This window comes from Arthrobacter sp. TRD_SC_6 (assembly GCF_055361185.1).
Window position 1 is genome coordinate 768,783 of sequence record NZ_CM143953.1, and the last position, 21,923, is coordinate 790,705.

At 62.8% G+C, this 21,923-nt stretch carries 23 protein-coding genes; 5 read left to right on the forward strand and 18 right to left on the reverse strand.

The features are described 5' to 3' along the window. Nucleotides 1-153: 153 nt before the first annotated feature. The 3 genes from ACWA1U_RS03770 to ACWA1U_RS03780 are packed head-to-tail and all read left to right on the forward strand — an operon-like array spanning nt 154 to nt 2,159. A complete protein-coding gene (locus tag ACWA1U_RS03770; RefSeq protein WP_463724017.1) occupies nt 154-1,260 on the forward strand; it encodes a WD40/YVTN/BNR-like repeat-containing protein in 1,107 nt (368 codons plus the stop codon). Further along, nucleotides 1,260-1,547 carry a MoaD/ThiS family protein gene (locus ACWA1U_RS03775; protein WP_463724018.1) on the forward strand — a complete coding sequence of 96 codons (288 nt, stop codon included), beginning with the start codon at nt 1,260-1,262 and terminating at the stop codon, nt 1,545-1,547. Before ACWA1U_RS03770 ends, ACWA1U_RS03775 begins: the two co-directional genes overlap by 1 nt. 42 nt (nt 1,548-1,589) lie before the next feature. Then, complete coding sequence (locus ACWA1U_RS03780) at nt 1,590-2,159, forward strand: MOSC domain-containing protein (RefSeq protein ID WP_463724019.1); 570 nt, start codon at nt 1,590-1,592, stop codon at nt 2,157-2,159. A gap of 19 nt (nt 2,160-2,178) precedes the next feature. Here ACWA1U_RS03780 and dnaB read toward each other — a convergent pair whose 3' ends face one another. The 15 genes from dnaB to ACWA1U_RS03855 all read right to left on the reverse strand — a co-directional run bounded on the left by dnaB (nt 2,179) and on the right by ACWA1U_RS03855 (nt 17,216). After that, a complete protein-coding gene (gene dnaB / locus ACWA1U_RS03785; RefSeq protein WP_463724020.1) occupies nt 2,179-4,794 on the reverse strand; it encodes a replicative DNA helicase in 2,616 nt (871 codons plus the stop codon). Nucleotides 4,795-5,307: 513 nt separating this feature from the next. After that, the gene (locus tag ACWA1U_RS03790; protein ID WP_463724021.1) at nt 5,308-5,709 is read right to left on the reverse strand and encodes a TFIIB-type zinc ribbon-containing protein; all 402 of its coding nucleotides are present in this window, start codon (nt 5,707-5,709) and stop codon (nt 5,308-5,310) included. A 309-nt stretch (nt 5,710-6,018) separates the two neighbouring features. Next, on the reverse strand, nt 6,019-6,468 hold the full coding sequence (gene rplI / locus ACWA1U_RS03795; protein WP_463724022.1) for a 50S ribosomal protein L9: 450 nt from the start codon (nt 6,466-6,468) through the stop codon (nt 6,019-6,021). 14 nt (nt 6,469-6,482) lie between these two features. Then, on the reverse strand, nt 6,483-6,722 hold the full coding sequence (rpsR, locus tag ACWA1U_RS03800; protein WP_005273147.1) for a 30S ribosomal protein S18: 240 nt from the start codon (nt 6,720-6,722) through the stop codon (nt 6,483-6,485). 100 nt (nt 6,723-6,822) lie between these two features. Further along, nucleotides 6,823-7,380 (reverse strand): single-stranded DNA-binding protein, encoded by a 558-nt coding sequence (locus ACWA1U_RS03805; RefSeq protein WP_463724023.1) that lies wholly within the window; start codon nt 7,378-7,380, stop codon nt 6,823-6,825. Between the two features lie 53 nt (nt 7,381-7,433). Further along, nucleotides 7,434-7,739: a 30S ribosomal protein S6 gene (rpsF, locus tag ACWA1U_RS03810; protein ID WP_463724024.1), complete on the reverse strand. Its 306-nt coding sequence runs from the start codon at nt 7,737-7,739 to the stop codon at nt 7,434-7,436. A gap of 167 nt (nt 7,740-7,906) precedes the next feature. Beyond that, complete coding sequence (locus ACWA1U_RS03815) at nt 7,907-9,208, reverse strand: M18 family aminopeptidase (protein ID WP_463724025.1); 1,302 nt, start codon at nt 9,206-9,208, stop codon at nt 7,907-7,909. A gap of 13 nt (nt 9,209-9,221) precedes the next feature. Then, a complete protein-coding gene (locus ACWA1U_RS03820) occupies nt 9,222-9,905 on the reverse strand; it encodes a response regulator (protein WP_463724026.1) in 684 nt (227 codons plus the stop codon). Further along, the gene (locus tag ACWA1U_RS03825) at nt 9,902-11,158 is read right to left on the reverse strand and encodes a sensor histidine kinase (RefSeq protein WP_463724027.1); all 1,257 of its coding nucleotides are present in this window, start codon (nt 11,156-11,158) and stop codon (nt 9,902-9,904) included. The genes ACWA1U_RS03820 and ACWA1U_RS03825 overlap by 4 nt, the downstream gene beginning before the upstream one ends. A gap of 24 nt (nt 11,159-11,182) precedes the next feature. Beyond that, nucleotides 11,183-12,079 (reverse strand): ABC-2 transporter permease, encoded by an 897-nt coding sequence (locus ACWA1U_RS03830; protein WP_463724028.1) that lies wholly within the window; start codon nt 12,077-12,079, stop codon nt 11,183-11,185. Nucleotides 12,080-12,081: 2 nt separating this feature from the next. Then, a complete protein-coding gene (locus tag ACWA1U_RS03835) occupies nt 12,082-13,029 on the reverse strand; it encodes an ABC transporter ATP-binding protein (RefSeq protein WP_463724029.1) in 948 nt (315 codons plus the stop codon). Between the two features lie 307 nt (nt 13,030-13,336). Beyond that, nucleotides 13,337-13,840, reverse strand: coding sequence for an endonuclease domain-containing protein (locus ACWA1U_RS03840; RefSeq protein WP_463724030.1), 504 nt, complete (start codon nt 13,838-13,840; stop codon nt 13,337-13,339). 278 nt (nt 13,841-14,118) lie between these two features. Next, the gene (locus ACWA1U_RS03845; protein ID WP_463724031.1) at nt 14,119-15,285 is read right to left on the reverse strand and encodes a YncE family protein; all 1,167 of its coding nucleotides are present in this window, start codon (nt 15,283-15,285) and stop codon (nt 14,119-14,121) included. A gap of 87 nt (nt 15,286-15,372) precedes the next feature. Further along, the gene (locus ACWA1U_RS03850; RefSeq protein ID WP_463724032.1) at nt 15,373-16,215 is read right to left on the reverse strand and encodes an ABC transporter permease; all 843 of its coding nucleotides are present in this window, start codon (nt 16,213-16,215) and stop codon (nt 15,373-15,375) included. Beyond that, on the reverse strand, nt 16,212-17,216 hold the full coding sequence (locus tag ACWA1U_RS03855) for an ATP-binding cassette domain-containing protein (protein ID WP_463724033.1): 1,005 nt from the start codon (nt 17,214-17,216) through the stop codon (nt 16,212-16,214). Before ACWA1U_RS03855 ends, ACWA1U_RS03850 begins: the two co-directional genes overlap by 4 nt. A 344-nt stretch (nt 17,217-17,560) precedes the next feature. Here ACWA1U_RS03855 and ACWA1U_RS03860 point away from each other — a divergent pair, with 344 nt between their 5' ends. Continuing rightward, entirely contained in the window at nt 17,561-18,334 is a 774-nt protein-coding gene (locus ACWA1U_RS03860; RefSeq protein WP_463724034.1) for a hypothetical protein, read from the forward strand. A gap of 22 nt (nt 18,335-18,356) precedes the next feature. On the opposite strand, the gene ACWA1U_RS03865 is transcribed toward ACWA1U_RS03860, so the two are convergent. Together ACWA1U_RS03865 and ACWA1U_RS03870 are read right to left on the reverse strand one after the other, a co-directional pair. After that, a complete protein-coding gene (locus tag ACWA1U_RS03865; protein WP_463724035.1) occupies nt 18,357-19,322 on the reverse strand; it encodes an acyl-CoA thioesterase in 966 nt (321 codons plus the stop codon). Between the two features lie 3 nt (nt 19,323-19,325). After that, nucleotides 19,326-19,934: an LURP-one-related family protein gene (locus tag ACWA1U_RS03870; protein WP_463724036.1), complete on the reverse strand. Its 609-nt coding sequence runs from the start codon at nt 19,932-19,934 to the stop codon at nt 19,326-19,328. 205 nt (nt 19,935-20,139) lie between these two features. On the opposite strand from ACWA1U_RS03870, the gene ACWA1U_RS03875 reads away from it, so the two are divergent. Continuing rightward, a complete protein-coding gene (locus tag ACWA1U_RS03875; protein WP_463724037.1) occupies nt 20,140-20,559 on the forward strand; it encodes a hypothetical protein in 420 nt (139 codons plus the stop codon). Nucleotides 20,560-20,659: 100 nt separating this feature from the next. Here ACWA1U_RS03875 and ACWA1U_RS03880 read toward each other — a convergent pair whose 3' ends face one another. Further along, nucleotides 20,660-21,838, reverse strand: a complete 1,179-nt coding sequence (locus tag ACWA1U_RS03880; RefSeq protein WP_463724938.1) for an MFS transporter — start codon at nt 21,836-21,838, stop codon at nt 20,660-20,662. Nucleotides 21,839-21,923 lie beyond the last annotated feature (85 nt).

Below are 21,923 nucleotides of genomic sequence, written 5' to 3' on the forward strand. Positions count from 1 at the left end.
GGGAACCAAGCGTATCGGCATGTCCGGGTCAGGTAGCTCCGGGCGGGGGATGTACAGGACGGATCGCCTGTGCCATTGTTTACAGTGTCTACATGCGGTGCCGGGTGTGATTTCCGGTTGCCGCGCGAGCTGCTTTGAGCGAATCGAGGACCCATGGAAACCACCGTCCTGGCCATTGGCACCAAGAAGGGTTTGTGGCTGGCCACCAGCACCGACCGCCAGAGTTGGACGCTCTCCCAACCGCACCACCTGATGACCGAGATTCCGAGCGTCGGCATCGACACGCGTGAGGGGCGGACGCGCATCCTGGTCGGGATGATGGACTGGCATTGGGGACCCACGGTTGTCTACTCGGACGATCTCGGCGCCACTTGGTCCGAACCCGAGCAGGGCGCCATCAAGTTCGCGGAGTCCGATGAAACTGCCCTTGGGCGCATCTGGCAGCTGCAGCCTGACTCGGAGGACCGGCCGGGCGTAGTGTGGGCCGGCTGTGAGCCCATCTCGGTGTGGAAATCCACCGACGGCGGGCAACACTTCGAGCTGAACCGTGGCCTCTGGGACCACCCGCACCGCTCCGAGTGGGGCGCCGGTTTCGGTGGCGCGGCAGCTCACACCGTAGCCCCAAGCCCGGTCGACGACACCGTCCACGTGGCCATGAGCACCGGCGGGGTCTACCGCTCCACAGACGGTGGCGAGTCCTGGGAGCCAAAGAATAAGGGGATTTCGGCCTACTTCATGCCGGATCCGAACCCTGAGTTTGGGCAGTGCGTCCACAAGATCGCGCGCGATTCGCAGGACCCCCAGCGTCTGTACGCGCAGAACCACCACGGTGTGTACCGGTCCGACGACGGCGCCGAAACCTGGGATTCGATTGCTGAGGGACTCCCTGCGGACTTCGGATTTGTCATGCTTTCCCACCCGCGGCGCGGCGGCACCGCCTGGGTGATCCCACTGAAGGCCGACGGCGAACGCATCCCACCGGACGCCCGGCTGGCCGTGCACCGGACCGACGACGCCGGCAGCACCTGGACGCGGCTCGACAACGGGTTGCCGAACGGCGAATACAACGCGGTCCTTCGGGATGCTGCCGGTGTGGATAACGCCGAACCGGTGGGCGTGTACTTCGGCACCCGCGGCGGAACAGTGTATGCCAGCGCTGACGAGGGCGCGACTTTCAGCCAGGTGGCAGTGAACCTGCCGGATGTGCTCTGCGTGCGTGCCGCCGTCGTCGTCGGTACTGCAGCTCCCGTTAGCGCCTGATGAGCCCCGTGACCGTCCTGATTCCAACACTGCTGAGGCCGCTTGTGGAGGACAAGTCCTCGGTTGAGCTCGAGCTGGAATCATCTGCGCCGGTTTCTGCGGTGTTGGACACTTTGGTCGATGGCCGTCCTGTTTTGGCGCGGCGGATCAGGGATGAGACTGGATCCCTTCGCCGTTACGTGAACGTGTACGTAGACGGCGAGGACGTGCGGCGGATTGACGGATTGGGGACCGCTGTGTCGCCCGGCTCGGAGGTGATGATCATCCAGTCCGTGGCCGGCGGGTAGGTTCAACCGACGCTTGGTTTAGCGGGCCGCTACCGTGGAAGTATGGACAGCTTCCGGTACGACGTCGAGATCCTGCACCTTCTGGTGTCGCCGCAGCACGCGTATTTTGGGCGTGCGCGGGACGGTGCGGCGGATGTTCCCACCGCAGACGCCGACCGCGCGGAGATAGTTGCCGGTAAAGGGGTGGTGGGTGACCGCTTCTTCGGAAAGGCTGCGCACATGGACGCGGCGGTGACGGTGTTTGCGGTGGAGGCGTTGGAAGCCATCGCGGCTGAGCTCGGTGCCGGGCCGTTCGATCCGTTGTTGACGCGGCGCAACGTGATTGTGCGGGGTGCGGAACTGGCTCCACTCATAGGCCGTGAGTTCGCGCTTGAATCGGGCGGGGAACCGGTTCTGTTCCGTGCAGGCCGGCCGGCCCATCCATGTGCGTGGATGGACCGGATGCTCGCGCCAGGTGCTCACGCGGCGATGCGCGGACGGGGTGGCATACGGTGCCAGCCGCTGTCCTCAGGTTGGCTTCACCAGGGACCGGCTGTGCTGGTCAGTCCGGTCGAGCTCGATTCTCACCAGGCTGGCGTCGCGCACGTTCTGCGCCCGAGCCGATTGCCCTGACCTAAGCTCTGAGTTGGGCCTAGAAACCGCCGGTGTCTGCAGCCATATTGTTGAAGCGCGAATAGTGTCCCTGGAAGCCAACGACCATCGTTTTGGTGGGACCGTTACGGTGCTTGGCCACGATGACGTCGGCCTCGCCGGCGCGTGGTGACTCTTTGTCGTAGACGTCGTCGCGGTGGAGAAGGATCACCATATCCGCATCCTGTTCTATTGATCCCGATTCGCGAAGGTCGGAGACCATCGGGCGTTTGTCGGTTCGCTGCTCCGAACCACGGTTGAGCTGTGAAAGGGCGACGACGGGAACGTTCAGTTCCTTGGCGAGCAGCTTCAGCGCTCGAGAGAACTCCGATACCTCCTGCTGGCGGGATTCCACCCGTTTTCCCGATGACATCAGCTGCAGGTAGTCGAGTACCACGAGCTTCAGGTCGTGGCGCTGCTTGAGGCGGCGGCACTTGGCTCTGATCTCCATCAGGGACATGTTCGGGCTGTCATCGATGAACAAGGGAGCGTCGTTCATGCGACCCATCGTGGTAGCGATCTTCCCCCACTGCTCGTCCTTGACAGTGCCCTTGCGTAGATCCTGCAGGCCGATAGTTGCTTCCGCAGACAACAGACGCATTGCGATCTCATTCCGGCCCATTTCGAGCGAAAAGAAGACCGTGGTCATGTTGTGCTTGATCGCCGCGGAGCGCGCCCAGTCCAAAGCGAAGGTCGAGTTGTGGGTGGGAATGAAGGAACGCCCAGCGAGGTACATGTGCTCACTGTTCGCCACTTGGATGCACCGGACAGGGACGGATTCGACCGGTTTCACCGAAGTGATGAACCGTTGCGTGCGCTTTGGTGTCGCACGGCAATCCCTCTCCTTGTGGAGGATCTGTTTGCGGGTAAGGCCAAACACTGTGTCATCGGTCGAGAAGGTGATGACAAAGCACGTGGACGAGGACGCGCGCCTACCCTTAACTTGTTTCTCCCACCAGCCGGTCCGATAGCCGAGACTGAGAGCAAGCTCGCGAAAATCCTTGGCCAGCTGCTCGTGGGTAACAGCGAACTGGACGCATCCGTTTGCTGTGACGGTGCCATCAGAATCGAGCAGGCCTGCCAGAAGCGCGCGACGCTGTGCTTCGCTCGCCCGAAGGTACTGGACCGGTATGTGCTTATTGCCCAATACGCCTAACGTTCGCAATTGTGCCTGGAAGGAACCGTTCGAATTACGACATGGCATGCATCGGAGACCGCCACTGCATGGACGCCCGCAATCGACGCATACGGTTTGCGGGACGGGCGCCGAAACAGCACTCGCTCGCGCCCCGCAGGTTCGAGAGCACGTGCGGACGTGTCTTACCCTGTTCTCGAAGGGCTGCTGGCACACCACGCACGTCCCGTAGAAAACATACTGCTCGCGAAGACGAACCGAGTAGGTGATGCCGGCCACCCTGGCAGTTTCATAACCCTCTCCCCCGATGCGGAGCAGAACCTCCTCATCGGCGGTGGTGACTCTGGCCGCCATTGAAGCCCCATCACCAAGCCAGGCGCCTAGCGTGTACGGACCAATTGGCAGGTCAGCGGCGGGAAGTGCGAGAGGGCGAGTGTTGCGGACCGAGTGATTCAGCCTCTGGTCTTTGGTCTCGCAGCGGAGGGTACGCGCTATCTCCCCGGTGGTTCGAACAGCTGCAAACGTTCGCTGATTGCGACATCCGCTGCTCTGGGCAGCAGCCGCCTGGGCTGACCTGCGGGAAGCCCTCGTCTCCGTGAGCCATTGATGTTCCTCATCAGCGATCATCGCAGAGCCGTCGTCGAAGGTCACCTCATAACAGGGTCGGCCAGCCATGGTTTCGGTGGCCGCCACAACCTCGGTCGGAGTCCCATCCGCTGCCAGCACTTGATCGCCCACCGACACCTCGCCCATGGTGGTCCAGCCATCCGGAGTGGGCAGCAGTGTATCGAGCGCCAAGGCTTTGCCCATAGCCGGTCTGGCCGCGATCACGATCATCTGCCCACCATGGAGGCCCTGCGTCAGTTCGTCGAACTCGTAGAAACCCGTAGGCACGCCGGTCATGCCTTCACCGCGGTGCCCGGCCGATTCAATTTCGTCGACCGTGCCCTCGATGATGTCTTTCAGCGGCACGTAATCCTCAGCCGTACGCCGCTCGGCGACCGCGTAGACCTCTGCCTGGGCCGCGTTGACGATGTCGTCAACCTCGCCGTCGTTCGAGTAACCCAACTGCACAATTTTGGTGCCGGCGTCCACCAATCGCCTGAGCACTGCCCGCTCACGGACGATTTCCGCATAGAAGCCCGCATTGGCCGCGGTAGGAACTGACTGGATAAGGGTGTGAAGATAAGCCGGACCGCCGATGCGGGAGATTTCACCGCGCTTGGTCAGCTCATCAGAAACGGTGACCGCATCAGCGGGCTCACCCCGGCCGTAGAGGTCGATGATGGCTTCGTAGATGCTCTCGTGGGCGGGGCGGTAGAAATCGACCCCGCGCAGCACCTCCACGCAGTCAGCGATGGCATCCTTAGAAAGCATCATTCCGCCGAGTACAGACTGCTCAGCGACCAAGTCTTGGGGCGGTGTACGGGCGAACTCCGGTGAACGAGTTTCTGATGACGAATCCGCATGAGCCAAAGACACGTGTGCGGCCTTTCTTGCCGTAGCTACCCCGAATTCCCAAGCCGAGCGCCCACAAGACGGTCTGGAACTTCAAGCTGATAGATCACAACTACCAGCTGCTACTGACAGTCCTGCGGTGTGGGATACCCCGCCACGCTAGTCGCCGAAGCGCCTCCCGCCAAGTGACTTATCCACAGGGGGTGTGTATAAACGGTCGATCGACCGGCGTGTTGTGTGTATGGGCTGGGGACAACACTGTGGATTCAAAAGAAGTTAGACCGCTAACCGCGCTCTGACTAGGCAAAATACCGAAAACGGCCTGTGGAGAAAAAGTTTCTGACCATCAACATTCACCCCCAGCTTGCATGTTGACAGAAGCCAAATTCGGCCCTATGGGGGTGCGTTATGCACCCCCTATCCACAACTAAATTCAAAACGAGTGTGTTGTGCATCACACCTAATATGCGCGTGACGGCCCCTTATTCCCATAGATGGATGAATGAGGCGGTTGAGCATGCTGCTACGGGCATGCGCCTAGAAGTCGAACATCTCTCCCAGCCAGTTGTCCTTCTTCTTCCGGTACTGCTTTTGACGCCCGTCGTATCCTCGCCCATCCGAACCCCGGTAGCTGTCTTCCCGACGTTCATCCCGCCCGTAGGGGCGATCGTATGAGTCGCGGCGATCGTCGTCATACCGTCCGTAACCCCGGTCCGTCCGTGTGGGCTGATTCAACAAAGGTGACGGGAGCGGCGGGGCAACGGGTGGCGCCGTAGCCGCATGTGGCCTCGCAGGCCCTCCCATCGACGCCGCGCGGTCGAGGATCTTGTCCAGCTCACCGCGGTCCAGCCATACCCCGCGGCAGGTGGGGCAGTAGTCAATCTCTACCCCACTTCGTTCGGACATCACCAAGTCAATATTGTCGACGGGACACTTCATTGCGCTCCTCACGATGGGTTCCAGGTGGCCAAGGATCACCGCTGGCCGTCGAGCCACGGCACCAGCGATACTGCCCTATGGCCGAGAACAAGACTATGCCCACCGACGTGTCCCCGCGGGAGTTCGTGGCCTTCGTTTCAAACGAACGACGCCAGCCTATACATTAACCGACTGGACGACGTCGACGTAAGCGTCCTGGAGGACCTCACCCGCCTCGGCCACGCCTACATGGTCAGCGGGAACTTGACGGCTGGTTAAACAGGTAAGCCCCCGCTCAACCGAGCGAGGGCTTACTGCTTGCTGCTGGTGCTACGCGCTAACGACCTCAAGGTCGATAACAGCGGCTACGTCCTCATGGAGACGGACGTTCGCCTGGTAGCTGCCAACCGACTTGATGTGGGCGGGCAGTTCAACCTTGCGCTTGTCGATTGAGCCGAGGCCGGCTGCTTCAACAGCCTTGGCGACGTCATCGGCCTTGACGGTACCGAAGAGACGACCGGACTCGCCGGCCTTGACCGTCAGCTTCACGGGCTTGGCCTGCAGTGCGGCAGCCTGGCGCTGTGCGTCCTCAAGCGAGGCGTGCTCGCGTGCGGTACGCGCAGCCTTGATCGACTCGACCTGCTTCTCGCCACCCTTGGTCCAGGTGAGGGCGAAGCCGCGGGGCAGAAGGTAGTTACGTGCGTAACCGTTCTTCACCTCGACAACATCTCCCGCAGTTCCGAGACCGGTGACTTCCTGGGTCAGAATAAGCTTTGCCATTTTGTTCCCTTTCCTTAACCGCGGCCTGCGCCGGAGTAAGGCAGGAGGGCAACTTCGCGGGCGTTCTTGATTGCCTGTGCGATCTTGCGCTGTTCCTGCACGGTGACGCCGGTTACGCGGCGTGCACGGATCTTTCCGCGGTCGGAAATGAACTTACGCAGCAGTGCTACGTCCTTGTAGTCGATGACGGTGACGTCAGCGGCCTTCAAGGGGTTTGACTTTGGTTTGGGCTTACGAAGTTCAGCCTTAGCCATCGTGGTGCTCCTTATGTCTGGTGGAGCCCGCAGAACGGTTCTGCGGGATGGGAATTACTAGTCGAACGCGGCCGTTGCGGCAGCGTTCCACGTTGAGTGGTTAGAACGGGGGCTCGGAGGAATCCGGGCCGTTGCCCCAACCGGACGAGTTGCCACCGGCAGGTGCGCCCCATGGATCCTGGGCGGGCTTGCTCTGCTGGCCGCCGCCGTTCCAACCCTGGTTGGAACCGCCACCGCCACCATTGGAGCCGCCTCCGCTGTCTCCACCGAATCCGCCACCACCACCGCCGGAGCGCTGGGTGCGGCTGACCTTGGCCGAGGCGTAGCGCAGGGATGGACCGATTTCGTCCACCTCAAGCTCCATTACGGTGCGCTTCTCGCCCTCTTTGGTGTCATACGAGCGTGACTTGAGGCGGCCCTGTGCAACAACGCGGGTTCCCTTGGTGAGGGTTTCCGCGACGTTCTCAGCCGCTTCACGCCAGACCGACGCGCGAAGGAACAGCGTTTCGCCGTCCTTCCACTCATTGGACTGACGGTCGAAGGTCCGCGGCGTCGACGCAATGGTGAAGTTCGCCACTGCCGAGCCTGACGGGGTGAAACGAAGTTCCGGGTCGCTGGTGAGATTACCGACGACCGTGATTGTGGTCTCGCCTGCCATGGTGCCTCCTACGGTCACTGGTCCACCGGGGTGGACCTGGTTAGAAGCCGAAATTACTCGGCGGAAACCTTCTGCTCCTCGGGGCGGATGATCTTGGTGCGCATGATGGTCTCGTTGAGACCAAGCTGGCGGTCAAGTTCAGCTGCGATAGCCGGGGTAGCGGTGAAGTTGACGACGGCGTAAATGCCTTCGGCCTTCTTCTTGATTTCGTAAGCCAGGCGGCGACGTCCCCAGATGTCTACCTTGTCTACGGTTCCTTCACCGTTGCGAACAACGTTCAGGAACTTCTCGAGTGTTGGCTCAACGGTACGTTCCTCGACATCGGGGTCGATGATTACCATCAGTTCATAAGCACGCATTTGTGAACCCACCTCCTCTGGGCTAAACGGTCGCGGTCCTTCCGCAACAGGAGGTTCTTGTGCGTTGCCTCGTGCGCCTGATCCCGCGTACTGACAGCGGTCCCACAACGGCACGGACTCATCAATAGTACCGGACCACGGTGGGCCGATCGAACCGCTGTGGACAACTACGCGGCGGTCGAGAAGAACCTCTCGGCGACCCTCGTCAACTGATACGGATCCTCCACCCCGCACAGTTCCCGGGCCGAGTGCATCGACAACAGGGGAACGCCGACATCGACAGTACGGATTCCAAGGCGCGTGGCGGTTAGCGGGCCGATCGTGGAACCACACGGCATCACGTTGTTGGACACGAATTCCTGGTACGGCGCTCCGGCGTCACGGCACAACCGGGCCCAGTAGGCAGCCCCTGGAGCGTCGGTACTGTAGCGCTGGTTCGCGTTGATCTTGAGCAGCGGCCCCCCATTGAGGATGGGGTGGTTGGTGGGATCGTGGCGCTCGGCGTAATTGGGATGGACTGCGTGTCCGGCGTCGGCAGAAACACAGAACGACGACGCCAGCGCCCGCCTGCGCGCTTCGGCGTCAGCTCCCAACCCGGCCGAGATCCGGTACAGGATGTCCTCAAGGATCGGTCCGCTCGCGCCTGAGCGGGAGCCGCTGCCCACTTCTTCGTGGTCGAAGGCAGCCAGCACAGCGGTGGGCGCTGCTGGCGACCCGTCGTCGTCGTTCTGTGCCCTTTCCGACGCGTTGATAAGTGCGGTAAGCCCGGAGTGCACCGACGAAAGGTTGTCCAACCGGCCGGAGGCGAAGAACTCTCCGTCCGCACCGAATACGCGCGGGGCCTGCGTATCAGCAATGACCACCTCGAAGCCGCCGATGTCCCGCGCCTCAAGGCCGGCGTCGCCTGCGAGCAGTTGCAGGAGGTCCGCCTGAGCCGGGTCGCCAATCCCCCAGACAGGATTCATGTGCTGCTGCTTGTCGAGCTTCAGGCTCTCGTTGACAGCGCGGTCAAGGTGGATTGCGAGCTGCGGGAAACGCAGCAGGGGGCCGGTGTGCACAAGGTGCTCCGCGCCGTCGTGCGTCACAAGCCTGCCGGCCAGGGCGAGTTCCCGGTCAAGCCAGGAGTTGAGCAGCGGTCCGCCGTAAACCTCGACGCCGGCCTGCAGCCAGCCGTGCCGGCCGATAGTCGGCTTAGGCTTCAGCTTGAACGTTGGCGAGTCTGTGTGCGCACCGAGGATGTGAAAGCCGGTGGTTCCCGTGGCGTTCGCGGGCGTGTGCCAGGCGATCAGCGCTCCGTCCCGGATCACGTAGAACCGGCCGGGGCCACCATTCCAGGCATCTTCCTCGAACAAGCGGGTGAACCCCGCGGCCTGGAGGCGTGCGCCTCCCTCGTGGGCGGCGTGGAAACTGGACGGTGAAGCGCTGACGTAGGCTCCGAGATCAGCGATGTGGGCGTGAGCGGCAGTCATGGTCCCAGCCTACTTAGAAATCCAACCCCTGGCTTGGCGTGACCAGCCCGGTCTCATAGGCATACACGACGGCCTGCACGCGGTCGCGAAGGTGCAGTTTGGTGAGGATGCGCCGCACGTGAGTCTTCACGGTTGCTTCCGAGAGGAAGAACTTGTGAGCCAGTTCAGCGTTGGAAAGGCCCTCCGCGATGGCTTCGAGGACTTCCAGTTCCCGTGGCGTGAGGTCGCCGAGGAGCGGATCCCGCGGCGGCTTGGGGGCTTCCGGCCTGGAACGCACATACGTTTCCAGCAGCCGCTGCGTGATGCGGGGCGCGACGACGGCGTCACCGCTCGCGACCACGCGCACCGCATGGACCAGCTCGTCCGGCGCAACGTCCTTCAGGAGGAACGCCGAGGCGCCCGCCTGCAAACCTGCGAAAGCGTACTCGTCGAGGTCGAAAGTGGTCAGGATGATGATCCGCGCGCACGCCCCGGATTCGGTGATGCGGCGGGTCGCTTCAATGCCGTCAAGCACCGGCATGCGGACGTCCATCAGAATGACGTCCGGAGCCAGGCTTTCAACAAGCCGCACCCCATCAGCACCGTCTGACGCCTCCCCCACGATGAGCATGTCCTCCTCGCCCTCGAGGATGAGCCGGAAGCCCATGCGCAGGAGGGGTTGGTCATCGACCAGGAGCACTTTGATCGGTTCGCTCACGCGGATTTATCCTGTCGGTTTTCATGGGGGATTTGGAGATCGGCGACCACAACCCAGCCGCCGGATGGCACCGGCCCGTACTTCACGGATCCACCGTAGATGGCGGCGCGTTCGCGCATACCCGCAATTCCCTGCCCCGACCCGATCGACGCGGTGGGCTCCATGGCGGCCCGGCCGTCGTCGGACACCCGGATCCGCACAGCGTCGCCCCGGCGCATGATTGCGATATCGACCCGCGTCACCGCCTTGCCGTAGCGAAGCACGTTGGTCAGCGATTCCTGGATGATGCGGTAAATGGTCAGTTCGAATGCGGGGTCGCCGGGAATCCCGGGTCCGCTGAGCTGGACCTTGATGGGAAGTCCTGCTGCACGGAACCCGTCGAGCAGGCTTGCCAGCGAACCCGTGGCGGGAAGCGGTTCGAGCGGTGCGTTGTCCGGCCCTTCGCGCAAAACACCAAGCACGCGGCGCATGTCGGCGAGCGCCGTACGGCCGGTGGCTGAAAGCTCCGAGAGGACTTCGCGGGAACGTTCCTGATCCCGTTTCATGACGACGGCGGCACCATCGGAGAGCGCCACCATCACCGAAAGTGAGTGCGCGACGACGTCGTGCATCTCGCGCGCGATCCGGTTTCTTTCATTGGCGGAGGCCAGGTCTGCGTTGCGGTCAGCCCATTCCCGCAGTTCCACTTCGTGAGCACGTTCGCGGCGGATGGACACGCCGACGCCTACTGCAACGGCGTACCACATCAGGATGAATCCCATCACGATCCAGACGAGGAAGGGCGCTTCCGGCGGCACCATGTCCGGCAGATAGAAGAGCGGGGCGATGGAAAAGGCTGCGGCAACAACGAGTGCGATCAGCGCGGTCCTTACGCTGTGCGCGACCGCCACCGCGTAGAGCGCAAACCAGATGGCGATTCCCCCACTGGACCGTCCTTCGGACAGAATCAGCGCGACCGGCTCGACCAGGCAGAGCAGCGCCAGGACCAACAGCGGCTTGCTGCGCCGGAACGCGAGGATCAGTGCTGCCGCTCCCAGGACTGCCAGGCTCCACCAGCCGATGGGAGTTTCCGCGGCGAAGAAAACGTTGGGCACGCTCGCCAGCAGAAACAGCACGACGACGACCGCGTCCATCATCCGCGGATGGTTCCGGAAGTAGCGGCGGAGAGGGCCGAGGCGCCGTGCGTTGATCTCGGTGAAGGAGACTGCGCCCGTTCGTTCCGCCGCCCCCTTCACCGAGGCTTTTTCACTCATGGAGTGAGCTTATTGTGCGCGCGCCTAGACGTCGCGCTTCTTGGTGACGATCAGGGAAATCACCAGGAGAACCAGCGCCCAGCCGCCGAGTACCAGGGCACCTTGCCACTGGTTGAAGGAACCCTCGGCGATATCGATGGCCAGCATCTGTGTGGCGCCAGCATCAGGGAGGAAGCGGGCAGCGTCGGGGATCCAGTCAGCAAGACCGGAAAGCAGGGTCAGGACGAGGATCGGTACCACGAACAACAGTCCGACAATTGTGACAATTGCGCCGGCGGTATTGCGCAGCAGAGTGCCAATGGACATGGCGAGCACCGCCACCAGAGCAAGCGCCGCACCTGTGTTGAAGATGCTGAGCAGAACGCCGTCAGTGGAGAGGGAAAAGTCCAGACTTTCGCCCGCAAGGATCGGCTGCGCAACGAAGTACGAGATGAAGGCAGCCGCTGTCCCCAGCACGAAGGCAATCAACGCGATGACCAGGTTCTTCGCCAGCAGGGCCGGGATGCGCTTTGGTACAGCAACCATGGTGGAACGGATCATTCCGGTTGCCCATTCAGAAGCGATCAGGACTACAGCAAGGGATGCGATCAGCAACTGCCCGAAGACGAAACCCGAGGTAGGCATGGTGAGCGCGGCCGCTGACATTCCGCCGTCGGCCTGCATCTGCGCTGCAGCGGCAGGATCCTCCTGTGCCATGGAGTCCATGGAGCCTTGAAGGCTTGTGATACCCCAGGCACCGAGCGCGGCCAGGCCAACCATGACGATGAGGGTGATGGACAGCAGGATGACCGTTGAGGGCACCGTGGTGATCTTGATCCATTCGGATTTCAGGACGCGGCCGAAATTTACTCCCGAACCCGTGGTTTGGCGTTGGATTGGTGCCGATGCTTGCGGCGTGGCTGCCGTAGCTGTGTGTGACATGGTTACTTGCCTCCCTGGGCGCCGGCTCCGACGGGAGCCTGTGAAAGATCATGTGAATGGTATTCAACGGCGTCGCTGGTGAGCTCCATGTAAGCCTCTTCGAGCGATGCCTGGAGTGGCGTGAGTTCGTAGACGAGCACCTGGTTGGCGAGCGCAACCTGCGCAATGTGCCGCGGCTCGGCCCCGGTGATTTCGAACAGGCCGCCGTCGAGCTGCTGCGTGGTCACGCCCTCAGCTGCGAGTGCTGGAATGAGGGTTTCAGCCTGGTCGGTGCGGACGCGGGTTCGGGCCTGGCCCTGACCTGCGATGATGTCCGCGATGGGGGCGTCAGCGATGATGCGTCCCCGCCCGATCACAATGAGGTGGTCAGCGGTGAGGGCCATCTCGGACATGAGGTGCGAGGACAGGAACACCGTGCGGCCTTCTGCTGCCAGTCCCTTGACGAGGTGGCGGACCCACTGGACGCCTTCGGGGTCGAGGCCGTTGACCGGCTCGTCGAGAATGACGGTGTGTGGATCGCCCAGCAATGCTGCCGCGATTCCGAGCCGCTGGCCCATGCCGAGTGAAAAGCCGCCGACACGCTTTTTGGCCACGGAACCAAGGCCGGTCATGTCGATGACCTCCTTGACCCGGCTGTTGGGGATTCCGTGCGTCGCGGCCATTGCGCGGAGGTGGTTGTAGGCGCTGCGCTTGGTGTGGACTGCCTTCGCGTCGAGCAGTGCGCCGACTTCGCGGAGCGGGGCCGCGTGCTGGGCGTAGTGCTTGCCGTTGACCCGGACATCACCGCCTGACGGACGGTCGAGGCCCACGATCATGCGCATGGTGGTCGATTTTCCGGCGCCGTTGGGGCCGAGGAAGCCGGTGACTTGCCCGGGCTTCACGGTGAAGGAAATGCGATCTACGGCTGTTTTAGCGCCATAGCGCTTGGCCAGCTCTACTGCCTCAATCATTGTGAGCGTCCTTGGGGAAGAGGTTTTTGGGAGTACCTCAAGCCTACGGATCGGGCCCCCGCTGGGCGCCGACCGGAGGGATGATCTTCACCGTGGACGCGGTACGTCAAAAGGATGACCGGACCTTCTGAGTTTTTGTCGCCTACTTGAGGCCTGCGCGCGGTTCGGACAGCAAGTAGGCGACAAAACCTTCAAGGAACGACGGCGGGTGCCTCCCTGTTAGCCTGACCACCCCTGACTGCGCAGTGCGCGGCGTACTAACGCGACTACCCACGGCTCACCCCGCCGAAGGTCCAGCTTGTTCAGCTCACTTGTGCCCAACCCGCTTCGCGGGTGCGCTGTCCCGTCGGGCATCGTATTGCTGCTGTTCGGGCGTGAGGTGATGGCCGCCGTCGTACTCTATGCACGTCTTGAACTCAGGGCACCCGAGGTCGGACCAGACCGGAAACCCCTTCTCCGCACCAACGGGACAATTCGGCGTGAACTCGGGCAGCCCGGCGCGTCCGAGCATGAGGCGGACCTTCGTCTCCGGTGGCGAATCCACGCCGGGCACAATCAGGTCGAGCACAAGCCGTGCAGCGCGGACGCCATGAAGTTTCTTGGTTTCTTCGACCCGTCGTCGCAGCTCATCCAACTGAGTCATCGGTAGACGCGGCTCCCCGAAGTGGCGGTTGTGTTCGCTCACGATCGAATCGCCGGCGGCAACCAGGTCGTCCAGGTGCAGAATGGTTCCGAGGTCTACGAAGGTGCGGAAGATACTGCTAACCGGTAATCCGTTCACGGTGGTGATGTCCTCGGGCCTGGACGCCAATCGGTGACTGATACCCCGTCGCGCCTGGTTAGCGCGAGCCCAGCCGGGCGGGAAAGATGCAGGAGCGACTCCGCACTGTGAGGAACTGCGATTCCGTGCAGTCTTGCGGCGCTAAGGTGGCTTATCCGTGAGCCGCGATTCAACTGAATGTAGGTTCGGGCCCGGCCCAACTCGTCATCGTCGATATTCGCCGGAACGCGTACGCCTCTGGTCGGCGTGCTCAGGTCCCCGACTTGCGCCCTTTGAGCGTGTCTGGCCTCAGGTAGGCGACAAAAACTTCACGGGGTGAACGGGGCCAGGGATTGCGGCCGGCCTGGGACAGCGAGTTCGTGCTGCTCAAGGGTCTCAAGATTGACGGCGGTGATCCCCGGCCAGGACCCGTCCCGGGTGTAGCCGCCGGAAAGCAGCGCGTACTGCGCGCCCGCCGCATCGGTCCACGGCACCACCGTTTCATGCAGCCGATCCAGCGGGACCACCTGCTCTTCACCGGTCGCCGTATCGCGGATGGTCAGGTTCGGCTGGCCGGTCGCGTTGCCGAACGCGCCCGTGCCGATCCCCAGCAGCAAGCCGTCAACGTACGCCGCCCCGTGCTGGTGGGAGTTCGCGGTCATCTCCTCCACAGCCACCGAGCCATCGGACGGGTCGACGACGGCGAGCGCCAGTCCCTGGTAGGGCAGGAGGAGGTTGCCGTCGTCGTCGATTGCTCCGTAGTGCGGCTTCTCCCACGAGGCCAGTCCGCCGTCGGTGCCGAAGGGCGCCACCTCAATACGCCGGGCAGTCAGTTCAGCTACGTCGACAACGTGGACCGAGAAGGAGTCGTGATCGATCGTGTAGACCTCCGATCCATCATTTGACAGCAGGATGTCGAAGGGCCGCAGGCCAACGTCCACGCTGCCCACTACGCGTTCCGCGCCGACGTCCATCTTCTCCAGTACTGACGTCCCGTCGGCCAACAGCACTGCAACGTAGGCGGTGGTGCCGTCAGCGCTCGCGACAATTCCGGTGCCGCCGGGCCGGTACTCACCGAAGCTGGTTTCACCCACCGGGGCGGCGTACGGGATCAGCGCGGTGCGGACCCGCTGGTCCAGATCGACCACCGCAACGCCTTCAGCCGTCGAGACGAATGCCCGCTCAGCCACCACATACACGTCCCACGGCGCGGCTCCCACGGCGATGGCCTCTTGTACAGGGGCCTCGCGGTCGGCAGGGTCGATGAGGAGAAGATCGCCGCTGGACGCGTCAGTCGCGAGGACCAGACTGGCATCCGGTGCCGGTGTTGCCCTGACGACGCCGGGCGTCTGGACGGAGACCGGCGGGTCCGTGAGCGGCGGTCTTGAGATTTCGACGGAGACGGAAGGTTCAGCTGGCTCCGGAGACTCAGGCGGCGCGGCAGTACAAGCTGTTACCAACAGCGAAAGAATAACGACGACGGCGCGGCGGAGCATGCTTCCATTGTCGCGCCTGACAGACGACGACGGCGGCACAAGGTCTTCCGTTCCAGCCCTTGGTGCCGCCGTCGTACAGGGTTTCTTCTAGCGGGAGCTTATCGACTTGAATTTGTTGATCGACAGCGGGACGAAAATGACCAGCATCACCACAATTCCGAGGATCACAGTGATCACCGGGTTCTGGAGCGTCCAGGCGGTTGGCTCCGGGAACTCCGGGTTGGTGTTGCCGAACAGAAGCCGTGCAGACTCCACGAGCGCCGAGACGGGGTTCCATTCCGCGATGTTCTTGAGCACCTCGGGCATGGTGTGGATGGGCACGAACGCGTTCGAGATGAACGTCAGCGGGAAGAGGATCATGAAGGACGCGTTGTTGATCACCTCGGGGCTGCGGACGCTCATGCCGAGCAGCGCCATGACCCAGCTGAAGGCGTAGGAGAACATGAGCAGGATTGCCACTCCTCCCAGGAACCCCCAGAACGAGGTTGTCACGCGCCACCCTACAAGCCAGCCGGTTCCCATCATGATCAGCATCGAGATGCTGTTGATGACCAGGTCCCCGTTGGTGCGACCAATCAACACAGCTGCGGGGTTCATGGGCAGGCTCCGGAACCTGTCGATGATCCCGTCCTTCAGGTCCTGGGCCATAGCCGCGCCGGAGAAGGTCGATCCAAAGATCACCGTCTGGGCAAAGATGCCCGCCATGAGGAACTGCGTGTAGTTGTTCACGTTCATGGCACCGCCATAAACCTGGCTGAACAACAGGACGAACATGATGGGCTGCAGGATGGTGAAGACCAGGATCTCGGGAACGCGCTTGATCTTGATCAGGTTGCGTCGGGTGGCGATCCAACCATCCGACATAAGCTGCCCGACCGGCGATCCGACGCCCTCATAGGACGTTTGCGGTTGGCTGACGACGGCGGTCATTGGGCTCGCTCCATTTCGACTCTGGTTTCTGTACTTTCCGAGGTTTCACCAGCGGCATCTTCGGCTTTGTGGCCTGTCAGCTTGAGGAAGACGTCGTCCAGTGTGGGGCGCCGCATCCCGGCGTCGTGCAACTGGATTCCGGCCTGGCCGAGGTCTGCCAGCACGTACTGCAGAGCACGCGGACCGTCGGTGACGGCAACTTCGACAGTGCGCCCATCGACGGAAGGCTCACCGTCACCATGGCGGCCGAGAACTTCACGGGCACTGCCGGCGTCGGCCTCATTCACCAGGGCAACCACCACACGGTGCCCGCCAATCTGCGCCTTCAGCTGGTCTGAGGTGCCTTCGGCGATGACCTTGCCGCCGTCGATCACTGCGATGTCGTCGGACAGGTGGTCAGCTTCCTCTAGGTACTGCGTGGTCAGCAACAGCGTGGTGCCCTCATTGACCAGGTTGGTGATGATCTCCCACAGCGCGAGCCTGCTCCGAGGGTCAAGCCCCGTGGTGGGCTCGTCCAGGAAGAGGATTTTGGGATTGATCACCAAAGCGCCTGCGAGGTCGATCCGACGCCGCATGCCGCCCGAGAAACCCTTGACTGGGCGGTTCATCGCCTCGGTGAGTTCGAACTGATCGATCAGCTCCTTCGCACGATTGCGGGCGGTCCTGGCGCCCAGGTGGTAGAGCCTGCCCACCATCTCGAGGTTCTCGAATCCGGTCAGGTTCTCGTCCACCGCGGCATACTGGCCGGACGCACCGATGATGCGGCGGGCAGCCTGTGGATTGCGAAGGACATCGATCCCGTCAATGCGCGCCGACCCTTCGTCCGGTTTGATCAGTGTGGTCAGCACCTTCACCGCGGTTGTCTTGCCCGCGCCATTGGGCCCGAGCAGGGCTTTCACGGTTCCCTGCGGGACCGAAAGGTTTAGGCCCGACAGCGCATGCACCGGACCACTCTTTGATTTGTAGGTCTTCTTCAGACCCTCGGCCTGGATGATTGTCATGGGTTAACCCTAGATTTCGTCGATGGCGGGAGTAAGGCGATTGCGGACAGCTTCTGTCCGCTGGTTCGGGCGGTTACGGAGTGTGGCGCCTTCGCAGCTTAGCCAACTGATTGGGATTATTCAATCAGTCTTCCATGCTCGTTGATTTCTTGGTGTGGACGGTAATGTTCACACTGTATACATCGCGCCCGTTCGCCGCAACGGTTTTTAGTTCTGCTTACTAGAGCGGGCCGCAGCCGGCTCGAACAAGCCACCGGCGACTGGGACCGCTTCTCTGGGGCGGTCTCCGCCCTGCTGGCAAAGGGGCCACTCGACCGGGGGCCGCACATTACAAGGGGGAACACATGAACACACAGGGGAATGAACGACGACGGTACGCACTTGAGCACGCACTCGCGCCAGCCGTCGGGGAAGCCTGGGCAGAACAGCTCATACTCGAACTTCGATTTTTAGGTGTTGACGGCGACCACATCGGCAGCGCGCTGGCGGAAGCAAACTCACATTGTGCGGAGAGCGGCCAGACCGCGGAGGAGGCGTTCGGGGATCCCATCGAGTATGCGCGGTCGCTGGATCTACCCACGGAGGACAACCAACTTCAGGGGATTGTCCGGGTGGTCCTTCCCATACTCGTTCAGCTCGCGGGCATGAATGTCCTTCTCGCCGGCCTGACAACCGTGAACTCAGGCGAGCCGGTGAATTTCACGCTGGGGAACGCCGTCGTCGCCGTGCTGTTGCTTTGCGCGTTCGCGCTCCTGGTGCTCCGGGCGGAGAAAGTCCTCAGAGCCTTCCTGGAACATCCGGTCATTGCCGTGGTGGGCATGCTGGGTTTCTGCGCGACGCACGTTGCCGCGCTTCTTGCTTTCCAGGCTTACACGGTTGCCGAGGTGGCGGGGCCGCCTACCCTTTCCATTGGCGCTGCGCTTCTGATCACCGGCGTCCTATGGCAGCTGATCATCTCGCGGGAGGGCAGCACTGGGGCGGAGGATCCGGTGACGTCTCCGCTGTCTCAATCCCAGTTACAGGAAAGCAAGCGTGAGCGGCTTCTCGGCTTCGTGCTCTCCTACTCGGTTCCGTTGTTTACGGTCGTCGCGGTGTTGTTCATTACCACGACGGGCTAGGCACCAGCCGGGAAGGGAGGCGCTACCCGGTGAGGTGGTTCGGCAGGCTGCTTCCCGGCGCGCGGCCACGGATTTCCAGCAACTCCCGTGCATGGGCTGCAAGGCGCTTGTCTTCGTCCGAGTGGGGTATCCAGCTCGGGACGGGTACTGCGGTGCCTGTGTCATCCCTGGCGACCATCACGGTGAGGCAGTATGTGGTGAGCTGCATGTCCCGCCCGGTAGGCCTGCCGGAACGCACGTGCACAGCAATGTGCATGCCCTTGTTGCCCGTGTAGACCAGGCGCGCCTCCACCTCGACCAAATCTCCGATCAGCAACGGCCGGTAGAACCTGACCCCGCCGGAGAATACCGCCACCGTGTCCCGGCCACAGTAACGCGTGGCGCACACGTAGGCCGCTTCGTCGATCCAGTCCATGACCGTTCCGCCGTGTACCTTGCCGCCCCAATTCACGTCTGTGGGCGCGGCGAGAAAGCGGAGGGTTACCCGCTCGGCTGTGCCGTCGTCGGTGTATTCCTGCCCGCTCATGGCAGCAACGATGGCGTCCCGCACCTCAATCCGCGCCACTGCCTGGTCACGGAGTTCAACCTCCTCCGGCGTCTCAGGCTCGAACTGCGGCACCTGCACCGGTTTACCGTCCGAGCCCACCGCAACGAAGATCACCAGGCACTGGCTGCGCATGTTTGCCTCACCAGTCTGGACGTCCCCCGACGACACCACTGTGCTGATGTGCAGGGAGGATCTGCCGGTGTACACAATGCTTGCTTCGACCTCAACCAGATCGCCGACGTTGACCGGGTCCGCGAAGTGGATGTTGCCTACGTACGCCGTTACGCAGTAACCCTTGGCCCAGCCAACCGCAGCAGCATACGCCGCCTTATCCACCCATTCGAGTACCGTTCCGGCATCGACTGAACCGCTGTGTCCGAGGTCCGTGGGCGCAGCGAGGAACCGAAGCGTTACTGTCTTCGGATTTGGTCGGTCACCCATGTGCTAGCGGGACTGCAGTGCATCGAGGGCCACAGCCATCGAGGCAGCCACCCTCCAGTCGAGCCGGGCGCCCGGCACTGTGATGCTGTAACGGTCGCGCAGCGAGCGGCCACGCTCGGAAGTCATGACCGGCGTGCCGGTCGCGTCAACAAAGTCGAAGTGGAACAGGAACGGCGCGGGAATGGCTTCAAGGAACGGCACTATTTCCCACAGCCGGCGGGCGATGGCCACTCCCTGACTCCGCTCGCTGCCGGTTGCCTGGATGCCGGGGGCTTCCAGGTTCCAGCTCGAACGCAGCAACGAAGCGCCGAAGTTCTTCTTGAAGCTGCCCAGCGCGTTGCCGTGGGTGTCCAGAACGTCATACGTTGCACCGAGGTCGAGCCGCTGGCGTGCCTTGAAGGAGAACAGCAGGTTCTGCTTCGACTCGTCAGAGAAGAACCTCACCTCTTCCTTGAACGCGGCGCGCTTCTGCTGTGCGAGTGCGAGGAGCTGTGCGGGCTTCCCCTCGGCGTCCACTCCCCGGATCTCGTAGCGGTTCACCATCATGGTGATCTTCTGGGCGACCGTGAATTGCTCCACTCCCTGTACTGCGTTTCCCTGTGCTTCGTCCACGGTGTCTCCTCTAATGGGGATGTGTCTTCTTCACGGAAGCCTACGCAATTGACCGCCTAACGCGGAGGATGTCCTTGACGACCCTCATGTAGAGGTCGAGAGTAGCTACAACGATGTCCATTCGGACCTCGCCTGCTCGCCGGCCAATTCAGTACCCAAGATGACAGACAGCGAGTGGGAGCCCTCAGACGAAAGGCGCAGGCAGATGGAACCAATGACGTTGACGTGGATCATTATTGGAGTTGTTGTCCTGCTCATCATCATCGGCCTGGTGGTGTTCCTCGGCAAGAAGCGCAAGAGCGCGCACGATGAGGAGCAGCGCCGCCACGACCACGAGCGCGCCAATGAAATCCGTGAGGAGGCGCAGACGAAGGACCTTGAGGCCCGGGAGCGGGAGGCCCGCGCAGGCAGGGCTGAAGCTGACGCCCTGCAGGCTGAAGTCGACGCCGAGCGGTTGCGCAAGGAGGCACAGCACCGGCAGGCGGACGCCCAGGGGCTTCGCCAGGAGACCCAGGAACACACGCGGCGGGCGGACGAACTCGATCCCAACGTGGATACAACAGACAGCAACCGCGACGGCACCAACCCGGACGACACAAAACGGGACCAAGGGCGCCGCGCCTGACCACCACCTGACCACCACCACAGCTCCCCGTGGGGGATGCGAATCACGCGGCGGCGTTGCGAGGTGGCGAGTCACGACGACGGCGCCACGTGCGTTCGCGTCAAGACGCGGCGCGCGAGCGTTCCGGCTCCTCGACCGGGCGCTCCGCGGCGGCCGGTGCGACGATGAAGGACGCCAGGACCGCGACACCAACCGCAAGCAGCGCGTTCCGGATGCCGACCTGATCGCCGAGGAAGCCTAGCAGCGGCGGGCCAGCAAGGAAGGCCGTGTACCCGATCGTCGAGACAACAGATACCCGTGCTGCCGCGTACCGGGGATCGTCAGCGGCGGCTGACATGCCCATCGGGAAGCCTAGCGCCGCACCGGTTCCCCACAGCACGGCTCCAAAACCGGCGAGGACCACGTTGGGTGCAAAGACGAAAATCACCAGACCCACCAGGGAGGATGCAAGGCTGAACTGCAGCACCTTGACCCGGCCAAAGCGGTCGATCAGCCCGCCGCCAACAAACCGGAACAGCGTCATCGACGCAACGAAGACACCGAACATGAGCGCGCCGACGGCTTCGGATGTGCCAAGCCCGTCCACGCTTGCCTTGGCAACCCAATCGTTCGCAGCGCCTTCGGTGAGCGCGGCACCCAGGACAACCAGCCCGATCAACAGCGTGCGTGGCTCTTTCCACGCGCTGAAACGGCTGCGTGGGGCGTCGCCGTCGTCGTCGTGCGCTTCTGTCTGCGACTCCTCCGGCAGGAAGTAGCGCGGGATCCAGAGCGAAATCACGAAGACCAGCACCGCTACACCGACCAGGTGCGTCGACAGGTCGATGCGAAGGGCGGCGAGGCCGGCCCCGGCCATCGCACCAATGAATGCGCCGCCGCTGAAGGCTGCGTGGAATTTCGGCATGATGGTGCGCTTGAGGCGGCGCTCGACGTCGGCTCCCTCAAGGTTCTGGGCGACGTCCCACAAGCCGATCCCGCCGCCGAAGATGAACAGGCCCACGGCCGCGACCGGCACCGAACCCATCGCCAAGCCACTGGAAATGGTCAGCGCGGCGACAGTCGACGCAATTCCGCCGACCCGCACCGTGTTCGCGGTGCCGATCCGCGCGGCAATCCCGCCTGCGAGTGGAAGCGAGATCAGCGATCCGATGGCCGCGACCAGCAGCAGCGCTCCGGTTTGTCCATCACTGAGGCCCAGGGAATCCGAGGCGGCGGGAATTCTCGCAGCCCAGCTGGCGAACACCAGACCGTTGAGGCCGAAGATCGCGAAGGTTGCCCACATGGCTGGATTGACTTTGCTTTGCACCTGTAAACCGTATGTGAATCGTTATGTATGGTCCACACGTACCGTCAAGTGTGATGGACGT